Origin of the sequence: Limnohabitans sp., from assembly GCF_040400975.1 — a bacterium.
In the GTDB taxonomy this organism is placed as follows: domain Bacteria; phylum Pseudomonadota; class Gammaproteobacteria; order Burkholderiales; family Burkholderiaceae_C; genus Limnohabitans_A.
Genome location: NZ_JBBAPF010000001.1, coordinates 243,240 through 256,271, shown reverse-complemented (window position 1 = coordinate 256,271; position 13,032 = coordinate 243,240). Strand labels below are relative to the sequence as shown.

The 13,032-nt window shown below is 57.4% G+C and carries 10 protein-coding genes and 1 tRNA gene; 3 read left to right on the top strand and 8 right to left on the bottom strand.

Annotated elements, in window-relative coordinates; translation table 11 throughout:
• Positions 1–8 precede the first annotated feature (8 nt).
• The 3 genes from ABWQ00_RS01340 to ABWQ00_RS01330 all read left to right on the top strand — a co-directional run bounded on the left by ABWQ00_RS01340 (position 9) and on the right by ABWQ00_RS01330 (position 5,212).
• On the top strand, positions 9–3,884 hold the full coding sequence (locus ABWQ00_RS01340) for a translocation/assembly module TamB domain-containing protein (RefSeq protein WP_353236860.1): 3,876 nt from the start codon (positions 9–11) through the stop codon (positions 3,882–3,884).
• 230 nt (positions 3,885–4,114) lie between these two features.
• Entirely contained in the window at positions 4,115–5,068 is a 954-nt protein-coding gene (locus tag ABWQ00_RS01335; RefSeq protein WP_353236859.1) for a hypothetical protein, read from the top strand.
• 69 nt (positions 5,069–5,137) lie between these two features.
• Positions 5,138–5,212: transfer RNA gene (locus ABWQ00_RS01330), tRNA-Arg, on the top strand.
• A 42-nt stretch (positions 5,213–5,254) separates the two neighbouring features.
• On the opposite strand, the gene ABWQ00_RS01325 is transcribed toward ABWQ00_RS01330, so the two are convergent.
• The 8 genes from ABWQ00_RS01325 to soxC form a co-directional block, all read right to left on the bottom strand.
• Positions 5,255–6,253: an MBL fold metallo-hydrolase gene (locus tag ABWQ00_RS01325; RefSeq protein ID WP_353236858.1), complete on the bottom strand. Its 999-nt coding sequence runs from the start codon at positions 6,251–6,253 to the stop codon at positions 5,255–5,257.
• Positions 6,254–6,297: 44 nt separating this feature from the next.
• Positions 6,298–8,031: a thiosulfohydrolase SoxB gene (soxB, locus tag ABWQ00_RS01320; protein WP_353236857.1), complete on the bottom strand. Its 1,734-nt coding sequence runs from the start codon at positions 8,029–8,031 to the stop codon at positions 6,298–6,300.
• Between the two features lie 58 nt (positions 8,032–8,089).
• Positions 8,090–8,746: a sulfur oxidation c-type cytochrome SoxX gene (gene soxX / locus ABWQ00_RS01315; RefSeq protein WP_353236856.1), complete on the bottom strand. Its 657-nt coding sequence runs from the start codon at positions 8,744–8,746 to the stop codon at positions 8,090–8,092.
• A gap of 18 nt (positions 8,747–8,764) precedes the next feature.
• Entirely contained in the window at positions 8,765–9,568 is an 804-nt protein-coding gene (gene soxA, locus ABWQ00_RS01310; protein ID WP_353236855.1) for a sulfur oxidation c-type cytochrome SoxA, read from the bottom strand.
• A 75-nt stretch (positions 9,569–9,643) separates the two neighbouring features.
• Positions 9,644–9,955, bottom strand: coding sequence for a thiosulfate oxidation carrier complex protein SoxZ (gene soxZ, locus ABWQ00_RS01305; RefSeq protein WP_026039671.1), 312 nt, complete (start codon positions 9,953–9,955; stop codon positions 9,644–9,646).
• 54 nt (positions 9,956–10,009) lie between these two features.
• The gene (gene soxY, locus ABWQ00_RS01300) at positions 10,010–10,465 is read right to left on the bottom strand and encodes a thiosulfate oxidation carrier protein SoxY (RefSeq protein WP_353236854.1); all 456 of its coding nucleotides are present in this window, start codon (positions 10,463–10,465) and stop codon (positions 10,010–10,012) included.
• A 70-nt stretch (positions 10,466–10,535) separates the two neighbouring features.
• Positions 10,536–11,618 carry a c-type cytochrome gene (locus tag ABWQ00_RS01295; protein WP_353236853.1) on the bottom strand — a complete coding sequence of 361 codons (1,083 nt, stop codon included), beginning with the start codon at positions 11,616–11,618 and terminating at the stop codon, positions 10,536–10,538.
• Entirely contained in the window at positions 11,602–12,993 is a 1,392-nt protein-coding gene (gene soxC / locus ABWQ00_RS01290; RefSeq protein ID WP_353236852.1) for a sulfite dehydrogenase, read from the bottom strand. The genes ABWQ00_RS01295 and soxC overlap by 17 nt, the downstream gene beginning before the upstream one ends.
• Positions 12,994–13,032 lie beyond the last annotated feature (39 nt).

Sequence of the window (13,032 nt, the reverse complement as noted above, 5' to 3'; positions counted from 1 at the left end):
CCGACACCATGTCTGCGCCACCATCGCCGCCGACTTCGAAGCACCCGGTGCCTGCGCGCCTTTTTCGGCGCGCCGCGAGATGGCTGGGTGCCTGGTCGCTGGGCACCTTGTCGGCCTTGTTGGGCCCAATGATCTTGGTGGTCTTGGGGGCTTCTTTGTGGTTTTGGGCGGGAACAGAAGGATCTTTGGGCACGGCCTTGAAATGGGCAGACAAGGCCTTACCCGCCGGGCAACATCTGACCAGCAGCGATGTGCAAGGCAGCTTGCGCCAAGGCGGGCGAATCGGCCAACTGGCGTGGCGTGCACCCCAGCTGCAAGTGCAAACCCAAGATGCCGACATTGCTATCGACTGGTCACTGCTTTGGAGGCAACCTTGGCCCGTGCAAAGTGTTCACCTGAAATCACTGCAAATCCAGGACCAGCGGCCAGCCAAGCCTTTGACCCCTTGGCTGGACTTGAACTGGCCGCTGCCGGTGCAAATGACCCTGAAAGTGGACCACTTGGATTGGCAGGGCGCCAACCCGGTGACGCTCTCCGGCATTCAAGCGCATTACGCCTATGACGGGCGAACACATATCCTGAAAGTGCCCAAGCTGACCTTGGCCCAAGGCCAATACAGCCTGCAAGCCAGCCTGCAAGGCGCGGCACCCATGGCTTTGAAACTGGACATGGAAGGACGGGTCAAAACACCCGCCATGGACGGCACACCCGCTTTGGCCTTGCTGCTGCACGCCTCTGCACAAGGCAACTTGGCTGGGCCACAGGCCCAACTCGAGCTCAGTGCAGAACTGTCGCCTGCGCCCGATCAACCGACTTGGCCACAAGGCAAAGCCCCCGTGCACCTGAGCTTGCAGGCCGATGTGCGGCCATGGCAACAACCTGCCATCGTGCAGGCCAAAGGGCAATGGCAGGCTTTGAACTTGGCCCCTTTGTGGCCTCAAGCCCCGCAGACCCACTTGAATGGCCAAGCGCAACTCAAGCCCGACGGCCCAGACTGGTCTTTGCAAGCCGAGCTGCGCAACCTGCTGCCAGGCGCTTGGGATGTGCAGCGACTGCCCCTGACCCAGTTGTCACTCCACGCACGCCACCATCAAGGCCTGTGGCAAGTGTTGCCATCACAGGCCCAGCTGGCAGGCGGCCAAATGCAAGTTCAGGCCGCACAAAGCGCTTCGGGCTGGACCGGCAGCATGGCGTTGTCTGGCATCCACCCGGCTCAGCTGCACAGCGCGCTGACAGGCCCGCCTATTCAAGGCCAACTGCAGGCACAAGACACAGGGTCTGGGCCGATAGGCTTTGATGCCCAGTTGCAGTCGGCCGCAGCACCGAACCAACCTGCCAAAGCCTTGTCCAAGCTGGGCCCCGCTTCTGGATTGCACTTTGAACAACTGGCACTGTCAGGCCATTGGCAAGACGAGGTCTGGCACATCGACGCACTCAAGCTGAATGCCCGACAAGCGGCCATGGAGGGGCGTTTCAAGTACTCGCCAAGGCAAAAATCACTTCAAGGTCAATGGTCTGTGCAACTGCCGGGCCTGCGCGCCAAAGCCGAAGGACTGCTGGCACCCCTGGAGGGCCAAGGCCAACTCGACATCGATGTGCAAGATGCTGCGGCCAGTTGGGCTTGGGTCCAAAAATTGCCGGGCTGGGGAGATCGGTTTTCTGCCCTCAAGGCCTCAGGCCCGGGGCAACTCCAAGCCCAATGGCAAGGCGGTTATGCGCAAGCCCAAACCCCTTTCAAGCTGAACGCTCAATGGCCCCGCCTGACGTGGCAAACGCCCCAACAAGCTGCTTGGGTCTTGGACCCAGGCCAGCTGCAGGTGGTGGGCACACCGCTGACCTGGCAAGCCCAATGGCAAAGTCTCTTGACCCAAGGCCCCGCCACATCCCGGTTGCAAGCGCGGCTGAGCGCTGCACGGCCCCATTTACAAAGCCACCAATGGCGGGGTTTGTTGGACAGCCTGGACCTTCAGGCGCTGGGCACCCAGCCGCAAGCCGCTTGGCGTTTGCAACTCCAAAAAGCCATGGCCTGGCAAGCCGATCTGGGTCCGTCGGCCTTGGCACTGAGTTGGTCCAACGCCCACTTGCAAGTGCAAGGGCCCTCACCGGGCAACAGCCGCGTGCAAGTTGAACCTGGCCATTGGCGTTCGGCCAGCACCGGACAAACACCCAGCGCCCAGTTCGCTGCCAGCTGGGAAGACCTGCCACTGAACTGGTTACCCAGCGCATGGCGCATGGACATCCCCAACGATGTTCTGCTGCAAGGCCAGTTGCAACTGACGCAAAACGCCGACACCACCCTCAAGGCCCAAATTCGGCGCAGCCGAGGCGACTTGCGCATCCAAACTGAACCCTCACCGGGTCAACCCACCGCAGCGGGTTTGCGCGAGGCCAGCTTGGTGCTGCAGATTCACAACGAACGTCTGCAGGCCGATCTGCAATGGGACAGCGAGCAGATGGGCCAAGCGCAAGCGCAAGTGTTCAGCACACTCAGCCGCACACCACAAGGCTGGCAGTGGCCCGCCCAGGCGCCCTTGCGTGGTTCGGTCAAAGCCCGCTTGCCAAAAATCGGCGCTTGGTCTGTTTTGGCACCCCCTGGATGGCGCGTACAAGGCACCCTGGACGCCCAGTTTGACTTGGTCGGAACCCGCAGCCAACCCCAATGGCAAGGGCGCCTCAACGCCGATCAATTGGCCGTTCGTTCGGCCGTTCAAGGGATCTCTTTTGACCAAGGCCAGATGCAAGCTCGACTGCAAGGCCAAGAACTGATCCTTGACCATTTGAGTTTGCGCGGAGCCGGCCCCCAGGGCGGCGACATTGCGGCAAAGGGCCGCATCCAGTTGGCACCGAGCACCCTGCCCCCTTCGCCCACCCAGACCTACCCTTTGCATGCAGCGCAAATGAGCTTGCAGATCGACGCCAAGTCTCTTCGCGTCAGCAACCGGGCCGACCGCCGATTGGTCGTGTCAGGACAAGTCACTGCCCAAGTGCAAAAGGGCCAAATGCAAATCAGGGGACTGCTCAAGGCTGACCAAGCCCTGTTCCTTTTGCCCGATGAAAGCACCCCCAATTTGGGGGACGATGTGGTGATCGTGCGACCTCACTCGCCCCGGCCAAACACCCCATCAACGAATCCCCCTCGGCCTGTCAATCCGTCTTGGATCGGTACTCCTGATGTGCGCGTGACGCTGGATCTCGGGCCCGACTTTCAGCTCCAAGGCAAAGGCCTGAACACGCGTCTGACTGGACAACTGGATTTGGTCAGCAACGCCAGCACCCAAGGCTTGCCACGCCTGCATGGCCAAGTGCGCACTTTGGGCGGCCGCTACAAGGCTTATGGACAACAACTCAACATCAGCACCGGGGTCTTGCGTTTCAATGGCGCCTACGACAACCCAGGCCTCGAGATCATCGCCTTGCGGCCCCATTTGACCCAAAGTGTTGGGGTGCAGGTTTCAGGCAGCGCCTTGCTGCCCCGCATCCGTTTGTATGCCGACCCGGATATGCCCGACGCCGACAAACTGGCCTGGTTGGTGCTGGGGCGCTCGGCGGCCAACGGCGGCGCCGAATCGGCGGTGTTGCAGCAAGCCGCCATGGTTTTGCTCAGTGGCAATGGCAAAACATTCAGCAGCGAACTGGCTGGCAACTTGGGACTGGATGAGATCAGCTTGGGCACCAGCACACGCACAGGAACCACCGCCACGGGCGCCGCCGTCACGCTGGGTAAACGCTTGTCACAGGACTTTTACATGGCCTACGAAGCCAGCTTGAGCGGCACGATGGGCAGTCTGTTTATTTTTTACGACATCTCTCGCCGACTCACGCTGCGCGCGCAGGCGGCAGAACAAAGTGCGCTGGATTTGATCTTCACCATCCGAAAGGATTGAAGGCGCAGCCACTTTTCTCCGTCACTCTGGCTGTGACTGAGCCCGCACGGTATTGAGGTAGCCATGCACCGCCGCACCCAACTCCTGGCGCGAAGCCTGACGCGTTCGATCGCCCCGAAAAAATTTATGCACACCTAAGGTAACATAAGGCGGAATTTGACAATTATGGCCATTACCTCAAAAAAGCGCCTTCAATTGATCTTCGCGCATTTTGGGCATTTCTCAAACCCATGTCTTTTCCGCAGATGAACAACCAGCCCTGGGGCCCCGAAGACGGCAAGCTTTTGCAAAGCCTCAGGACATCCGCCGGGATCGATGCCTTGGTTTTTGCGCGCACCAACACCATTTCTGCGGCCCAGCTTCAAGAACTGGAAAGCGGTGAGGGACGGAGCTTTTACAACGAGCTGATCAAGCGAAATACCGGTAACAAGCTGCTCAAGAAACTGGGCTATGTATTTCCCGTTGCAGCAGTTCAAGCAACACCTACCGCCCCTGAAAATTTACCCGCAATGCCTGCCCTTGAAACTCAAGCGCTTGCTCAAGCTGATTCAACTGCCAGCCCGGTTTCTTCCTCAGACGTCTACAAAAAATCTTCTCCCCATCCGTTTTTGAGGCATCCATTGCTGGTGACGGGTGGCCTTCTGTCCATGGGTTTCTTGGGCTTCTTGGGCATCCAGCACCAAGACCAGACACCAAGACCAATACCCGCCGTGCTTCAAAGTGAGAGCGGCCAACCGACTGCCCCAGCATCGGCAGCACCAATCACTGAATCACCAGCTGCTTTGGTGATCGCCTCTGCGCCGCAAGCGCTGCCCAAGACAGCCAGCCCTTCGCCTGAGGTGCCCGCGATCGCTGCACCTGACAGGGACCAACTGGCATCGATCGCGTGCGACGACCAACACAGAAAAAACAGCACATCGCACACCCCCAACAACCCACTGAAACCTGGCAGTTACATCTACATTGAGGCCAAAGCCGACAGCGCTTTGTGTGTGCTCGACAGTGACAACAAATTGTCCTTGCTCAACCTGAAAGCTGGGATGAACCAAACGGTCAATGGCCTAGCACCTTTTCTTGTGCACACCAGCAATTGGCAAGGACTGCAGATCTTTTTCCAAGGACGGCTTGTGCGAGCCGACCTTGGCGACAGTGCGCACCTCTTGCTGCAAAGCTTGCCATTCTGAGCCCACATCAACAGATGTTGGCGTTACGCCTCTTGGGCATTGACGGTCGTTACAATCTCAGCTCTGAAAGCCACCGTAGTTCAATGGATAGAACTCTCCCCTCCTAAGGGAGTGATACAGGTTCGATTCCTGTCGGGGGCACCACACTTGAATCCGCACATGTTCGACACGGTGCGGATTTCTTTTTTAAAACGCGATTTTTTCAGCCTCCAAGTACGCCAAGCTGATGTACTTGCCAATGTTGCCTGCAAAACCATCCATGGTTTGGGCACGTGAGGCAACGCGAGGGTCCTTCATGACCGCCGCTCTCGCTTCGGCCTCGGATTTGCCATCTTCCACCGCCTTGAGACTCGGCTCCCAGATACCGGCCATGAAGTCGCCATAGGTCTTGAGCAGATCTTGGCGTGCACGGCCATGCCCGGGCACCCAGAGCTGCTCTCCGGTGGCCGCCATCAAAGCTTTGTAGTACTTGAATGTGCCGGGGTAGGAGCCATCGTCCATGTTGGCAATGCGGTTGGTCATGGCGATGTCGCCCACGGCCGTTACCTTGTCTTGCACGATTTCGACGCTCAGGTCTGAAGGTGTATGGGCTGTGCCGTAGTGGTGCATGCGCAAACTCACATCACCAAACTGGATCACCTGGCCATGCTGGACGGCAATGTTAGGAATGACCACTTTCGTGCCGATGGTCGACTGGTTGGTCCAGCGCTCCATCAGGCTGCGCCAAAGATTGCCCTCCGCCCCCTTGAGCTTTTCAATGCTGCTGGCCAGAGAGTAAATGGGCAGCTTGTCGCCGTAGGTTTTGACAAAAGCATGGTTACCCAGCCAATGGTCACCGTGGTAGTGGCTGTTGAACACGGCCACCACGGGCTTGTCGGTCACTTGGCGGATCATGCGAATGGCCATTTGGCCAATTTGCAAGGACGCGCCCGAGTCAATGACCACCACACCCACGGAGGTCACGACAAAGATGATGTTGGCCATCATGCCCCGGTTCTGCGGGGTCGGAAATCCATCCGGTGAATAAATCATCCAGACATGTTTGGACAACTGCTGCGCCGGGATATCGACGACAGCAGGCCCCTCAATGAAGTCCTGGGCTTGTTGTGCAAACAAGCGGGCCTCTGGCAAGAGCGTCACACCCGCTACTGCAGTACTGGCCAACAGCAAATGTCTTCTTTTCATGCGAATTCCTTCAAGGGAAACAGCGCACCGATGCGCTGCGTCCCTTAAACCACGTAACCCTTGTTAGGCAAAGCACCGATGATTTTGGGGGTGTTGAGTTGGCGTGGTTTGATGCGACCGCCTTGGGCTTTGAGCCAGGTTTCGACCACTTCCCAGACCTGCTTGTTGCCCTGGTTGCGCGCTTCTTCGGCCACGGGGGCCCAGCCAGCGACCTTGTACTTTTTGCCCGCCTCGATCAACTGCCCCTTCAATCGCATGTCGCTGATTCGGTTGCCCGCCGTGCCCACTGGGTTACAGCTGTAAGTCAAGCCCCCCACACGCACCATGTCACCGCCTTGCTGGTAATAAGGGTCTGGGTTAAACAAGTTGTCGGCCACGTCTTCCAGCACGGTTTTGATGGTCTCGCCCGTCATCTCGGTCACGGTGGCAAACGAGTAAGTGGTGGCGGTCATGTCGAGCAACCACTCACGCGTGATGGCTTGGCCTGGCAACAGCGTGGTGCCCCAACGGAAACCCGGCGAAAACGCCATGTCGGCACCTTGCACAGCCATCAAGGCATCCACCAAGAGCTGGTCGCCTGTGCCGTTGAAGTTGCCGCGGCGGTAAAGCAAACCATCGGTCACGGCCAATTTTTCGGCCAGCTTGGATTCGTAGGGCGCACGGATCTTGTTGATCAGCACATCCATCTCTTTGTCGGCGGGCAGCATGTTGGAGAAAACCGGCAGCAGCTTGTAACGGAAGTCGCTGACCTTTTTGTCCTTAACTTCAAAGTCAAGCACACCCAAAAACTTGCCATTCGAGCCCGCGTTGGTCACCAAGGTCTTGCCGCCCTTGTTGGAAACAATCGTGGCCACGGGCATGCCATCGTGCGTGTGACCACCCATGATGGCGTCGATGCCACTGACCCGGCTGGCCATCTTCAGGTCCACGTCCATGCCGTTGTGGCTGATGACAACGACCACTTGCGCACCTTTGCCACGGGCCTCGTTCACCATGGCCTGCATGTTTTCGTCTTGAATGCCAAAGGCCCAATCGGCCACCATGTAACGCGGGTTGGCAATCGGGGTGTACGGAAACGCCTGACCGATGATGGCGCAAGGCACACCATTGATTTCACGGATCACGTAGGGCTTGAACACCGGGTCACCAAAGTCATTGGTCTTGACGTTTTGAGCCACAAAATCGATCTTGCCGGCAAAGTCTTTTTCGATGATCTCTTTGACGCGCTCCATGCCCAGCGTGAATTCCCAGTGGCCCGTCATCACATCCACACCCAGCAATTTGCAGGCGTCCACCATGTCTTGGCCGTTGGTCCACAGGCTGGTGCCTGAGCCTTGCCAAGTGTCACCACCGTCGAGCAGCAAAGCACCAGGGCGGCTGGCCTTCATGCGCTTGACGAGCGTGGCCAAGTGGGCAAAACCACCCACTTTTCCGTAGCGCTTGGCGGCCTTTTCAAAGTCCAAAAAAGTCAGGGCATGAGCCTCTGCTGTGCCGGGTCGGATTTTGGCCACTTGCAGCAAATGCTCTCCCACCAAATGCGGCAAGTTGTTTTGCATCGAACCAATACCCAGGTTGATGCTGGGCTCGCGGAAGTAAATCGGCTTGAGCTGAGCATGGCAATCGGTCATGTGCAAGAAAGACACATTGCCAAATTTGGGAATGTCGTACAGGCCATTGGCCGCGGTGGCGGCGCTGGCTTCGGCAAAAGAGCCCATGCTCATGCCAGCCATGGTGCCGGCGCCCATGACTTGGATAAATTCGCGTTTGGAGAGATTCATATTTGCAACCACTGATATATAAAGGTCCAAAAAACCCGGTCAAGCCGGGTTTCAGGGGTTATTGGTTCACAGGCGATTTGGGGTCGAGCAACAGACCCACAATGTGCCGAACCTGCGTCTCGGTCAAGATGCCCATGTGACCCGCACGGGGCATGTTGGAACAGGCGTTGTAGGCCTTGGAATTCCAGATCTTGCCCCAGGTGTACTCCACGATGGCCTTGCTGGCCGGGTCATCCGGGTTGGACACGCCACGGATCTTGCCGTAGTTGTACAAACTCGGGCCCAGCGTGCCATAAGAAATTTCTTTCTTGTCCATCTGATGGCAGTTGTAGCAATTGCCGCCGTTGACCGCGGTGGCCGAGTCGGTCCAAGTCAGGCCGCGACCGCTTTGGGCAATGACTTCGCCCTGCTTCCAGTCCCCGATGAATTTGCCGTCTGATGGCCACTTGATGGCTTTCATGTTGGCTTCTTCGATGCGCTTGGCGGTTTTGTCGTCGAGCGGTTTGCCCGCCACATCGGCTTCGCTGCACAAACGGTTGGTTTCGTCGGTGGCGGTGATGCGCTCCACTTTCACATGGCTTTGGTCACGGAAAGAGGCCTTGACGATCTTGTCGGTCAGCTCATTGAGCTCGGCCACAGAAGGGCCGGATGCGCAGCCCGCAGCCACCAAGGCTGCCGCAAGACTGGCCAATACGAGTTGGGTCTTTTTGTTCATGAGGTTCTCCTGATCTGATCAGCGCTTGATGGCCGGGGCAATCGAGGCGGCGCCTTTGGCGTTCACACCCAGATACGTGGACAAAGCCACGGTGGCATCACTGCCGAAACCGGGGTAGGGAAAACGTTGCTGGCGATAGCAATCGTTCAAACGCAACTGCATGCTCCACATCTGGCCGTTCGAGACCCGGTAGGCAGGCCAAGCCGCAAAGCCCACACCATCGCCTGGGTTCTTGGTCAGGATCGGCAAGTCTTGCAAACGGATGCGCTTGCCCTCTTCGCCGTGGCAAGAGGCACATGAGAAATCATGGGTACCACCGCGCTGAAAGAACAAGCGCTTGCCCACTTCATAAAAAGTTTTTTCTTGGGCGTGTGATTGCGACAAATTGAATTTAAGCCCCTTGGACTCTGCTGCGATCCAAGTGGCCAAGGCGGTCACGTTCGCCATTTCACCACGACCAAATGCGGTCTTGGAAATTTCAGCGGCGTTGAAGCCCTGCAAGGTTTCCATGCAAGTGACCAGACGCGACTCCAGATCCTGCATGCGCTGAGTGTCTGCAAAGAAACGGGGCAACTCGACAAAAACGCCTTTCACCACGCCCGGGCCTTTGCCCAGATCGCACTTTTCAAGTGAGGCATTTTTGGGCCCACGCGCTTTTTTCCAAAGGTCTTCGCCTTTGGCTTCATACAGGTCAGCGGGGTTGCCGTCTTGCAACATGGCGCGGTATTCGTCAATACCTTGGCTGGTTGTCTTCTGTGCCAAGGCGGGCCAAGCACAAATCGCCAAGGCCGCCACGAAGGAAAGGGTCGTTGAATTTTTCATGGTCACCTCTTTTGTTATTTTCAAACGCAAAAAGGGTGAAGTTATGGCTTCACCCTTTGCCATCTCATCGTTCGATCACGACACCGTGGCTTCGTCAGTGCGTGTGGCACCTCGGTTGTCTTTCCAGGTCACGGCAATCTTGTCGCCTGCTTTGGCGCCCTTGACAGCAAACTGCATGAAGGGGTTCTTGGACACTGCTGGACCCCACTCGGCGGTCAAGACGACTTTGCCGTTGTGGGTGGCGGTGACCTCCTGAATGAACCAAGCTGGGATCAGGTTGCCGGAAGCGTCACGCCGCTGGCCTGCTTCCATTTCGTGGGCCATGAGCACACGAACGGTTGCTTTGTCACCCGCTACTTGAGCACGAATGCGCATTGGATCTGCCATGTTTCTCTCCTAAATCTTTCAGTGAATCAATGAATGGACGGTGTCTGCAAGCGATTAACCGCCGCAACCACCCAAAGTGACTTTGACTTCTTTTTTAGCCCACAAAGCACGGCCGTCGTTCATGATGGCCACAGCGTAGACATCGGAAGACTGGCCCATCTTGGCGCGGGTCGAGAAGTTGGCATCGACGGCATCGGTCACGTTGAACATGGCGACCAATGCGGACGGGTTTTTCTCGACCATGATCAGCAAGTGCTTGACGCCGGGCAAGGACGTGCTGGCACCCAAGGGCACCACGGCACCGTTTTCAGCGATGTCCGGACCGGTGATGGTCACATCTTTGCTTTCAGCCATGCTCTTGGCACCCGCAGCGCGGGCGGCGTCTTGAACGGTTTTGGCATCGAATGCGGCTTTATTGACCGCGGCTTGTGCAAACTGTGGAAAGCCAGCGGAGGCCAAGAGGCCAGCCACAACAGCGCTTTGCTTGAGTGTCTCGCGACGGTTTTGCATCTGATATCTCCTTTGATGGTTGAGTGATGCTAAAGAAACTGGTTCAGCGGTACAACGGGGAACACCCGTATTATTTGCTGGCCCCCTTGGAAATCCATTCGGCCATCTGCTTGGCGTCTGCATCAGGCAGGGTTTGTGCGGGCATAGGGATTTGACCATAAACACCCACACCGCCGGCCTTGATTTTGCTCAAAATATAGTCGGTCTTACCGGCTTGTTTTTTGGCAATTTCGTTGAACCCAGGGCCCACGATTTTCTTGTCCACACCGTGGCAGGCGGTACAACTGTGCTTGTTCAGCAAAGCGATGACGGCCTTGGATTCATTTTTCTCTGGCTTGGCAGCTGCCACGGGGGCTGTTGCTGCTGCAGAGGCTACTGGCGTGCCGACTTTGGACTCTGGACGCGTCGTGTCTGCACCCCGCTGTGGTCCAACGATCCGGGTTTGCTCTTGCAAGTTGCCATGTGCGTTACGCGCAAACTCTGGCAAAAATGACGCCACTTTCGGCTCAGGCGTGCAGTCCTTCATGCAAATTTTGTTGTTCGTGTCGGGCTTTTTGACGCCTCCAAATTCATTACCGGGCCACATGGCGTGTGCAGTGGTCATGCCATTGCGGTTGGGCATGCGAGCCTGAACTTCAGCGATGTTTTTGTCCGACAAGACAAAGTTGTCGGGGACGATATTGCCCAGGTTCAACATGAAGGCTGTGACGGCATACACCTCTTCCGTGGTGAGCGTCTTGGGGTTGGTCCAAGGCATGGCCCGGTTGACGTAGTCCCACAAGGTGGACACCGTGGGCACCTTCATCAGGGTGGTTCGGCCTGGGTAGTCTGCGCGCTGTAAATTGGCCACACGACCGGTCTTGATGTCCTGGGCTGTCGTTCCACCCACGATGGGGCTGAAGACCTCATTGGATTCGCCAAAAACGCCGTGGCAATGGGCGCATTTGACCTCCCACACATCTTGACCTTTGGCTACCGAGCCGGAACCTGCTGGCAGGCCTTTGAAGTCGGGACGCACATCGATGTCCCACTTGGCTACTTCTTTGGCCGTGGCCTCGCGGCCCACGCCTGGAAATTGGGTGCTCTGCGCGCTGGCCAAACCAGCAGCAACCAGACAAACAACGGCTAAAACGGCATCACGAAAGTTGGACATTTTTCACCTCACCGTTTTCCTGCACCAACCAAGATTGGATGGCGTTGTTGTGATAAATGGATCGGGTGCCGCGCACAGCACGCAACTGTTGGTAAGTGGGCTGCACATGACCCGTTTCGTCTTGAGCACGGCTTTGGATGATGGCCGGTTTGCCGTCCCATACCCAGTTGAGGTTGAATCGGGTCAGGGCCTTCGACAACACCGGACTTTCCAAACGCGCTTGTCGCCAATTGCGCCCACCATCGGTGGAGACATCCACCCGTTTGATCTTGCCCTTGCCCGACCAGGCCAGACCTGTGATGTTGTAAAAACCTTTGTCCAGCAGCACCTGTCCGCCAGAGGGTGTTGTGACCACGCTTTTGACTTCTTGAATGTTGGTGTACTGGCGTTGCAGGCCGTTGGGCATCAAATCAATGTAGTGAATGGCCTCGTCTTTGGCGGCGTATGGCTTGTCACCCACCTCGATCCGTCGCAAGTATTTGATCCAGCTCACGCCTTGCACACCGGGCACCACCAGACGCAGGGGGTAACCGTTTTCGGGGCGCAACATTTCGCCGTTTTGGCCATAAGCCACGATAACTTCACCTGAGGTGATCAAGCTCATCGGAATGGTGCGGGTCATGGACGAACCATCTGCACCCTCAGCCAACACGAACTTGCCATTCTTAAGGTCGGCACCTGCCAACTCGAGCAAGGTGATCAGGGGCACGCCCGTGAACTCGCTGCAAGAGATCATGCCGTGCGTGTACTGCACCGTGGGCACCGCCACGTTACCCCATTCGGTCGCCGTATTGGCACCGCACTCGATGAAGGCAAAGCGCGATACCGAAGGCAAGCGCATGATCTCGTCCATGGTGAACACCATGTTCTTTTTGACCATGCCATTGATCATGAGGCGGTGCTTGGATGGATCGATGTCCCACCAACCTTGGTGGTGCCGTTCGAAGTGCAAACCACTCGGTGTGACGATGCCAAACAAGGATTGCAGTGGCGCAAACGACACCGAAGCTTGCGTGGTTTGTGTCAACCCGGGGCTTTGGCGGCGCTGCAAGTTGGCTTCGTACTGCGAAGGCTTGCCGTAGCCTTCTGTTGCCACACCCTGTCCCAAGCCTGTGGTGTGCTCCGGGAGGTTCAGTATATTGGGATCACCCCCTTCAGTCGGCACCGGATTACCTTGCGCCATGGCCATGGGCGCAGCGGCACCGGCAGCCGCAGCGGCAAAAGCGTTGCGGATGAAATCACGGCGGCCCTTTTTGCCCTCCGCGAAAACTTCCTTGACACCACTGGGTGTCAAGAAGTTCTCAGGTGCTTTTTGCACCCTGCCTGAATTGATGCTGTCTTCGTTCACACAAACTCCTGGTTTTGAGTGGGCCATCCCGACCATTTCCAAACTGCCACTCGCCGATACAACGAG

What these genes read in the sequence shown, in the direction of transcription:
- ABWQ00_RS01340 (WP_353236860.1), top strand. Translation starts at nt 9, where the DNA reads ATGTCTGCGCCACCATCGCCGCCGACTTCGAAGCACCCGGTGCCTGCG.
- ABWQ00_RS01335 (WP_353236859.1), top strand. Translation starts at nt 4,115, where the DNA reads ATGTCTTTTCCGCAGATGAACAACCAGCCCTGGGGCCCCGAAGACGGC.
- ABWQ00_RS01325 (WP_353236858.1), bottom strand. Translation starts at nt 6,253, where the DNA reads ATGAAAAGAAGACATTTGCTGTTGGCCAGTACTGCAGTAGCGGGTGTG.
- soxB (WP_353236857.1), bottom strand. Translation starts at nt 8,031, where the DNA reads ATGAATCTCTCCAAACGCGAATTTATCCAAGTCATGGGCGCCGGCACC.
- soxX (WP_353236856.1), bottom strand. Translation starts at nt 8,746, where the DNA reads ATGAACAAAAAGACCCAACTCGTATTGGCCAGTCTTGCGGCAGCCTTG.
- soxA (WP_353236855.1), bottom strand. Translation starts at nt 9,568, where the DNA reads ATGAAAAATTCAACGACCCTTTCCTTCGTGGCGGCCTTGGCGATTTGT.
- soxZ (WP_026039671.1), bottom strand. Translation starts at nt 9,955, where the DNA reads ATGGCAGATCCAATGCGCATTCGTGCTCAAGTAGCGGGTGACAAAGCA.
- soxY (WP_353236854.1), bottom strand. Translation starts at nt 10,465, where the DNA reads ATGCAAAACCGTCGCGAGACACTCAAGCAAAGCGCTGTTGTGGCTGGC.
- ABWQ00_RS01295 (WP_353236853.1), bottom strand. Translation starts at nt 11,618, where the DNA reads ATGTCCAACTTTCGTGATGCCGTTTTAGCCGTTGTTTGTCTGGTTGCT.
- soxC (WP_353236852.1), bottom strand. Translation starts at nt 12,993, where the DNA reads ATGGCCCACTCAAAACCAGGAGTTTGTGTGAACGAAGACAGCATCAAT.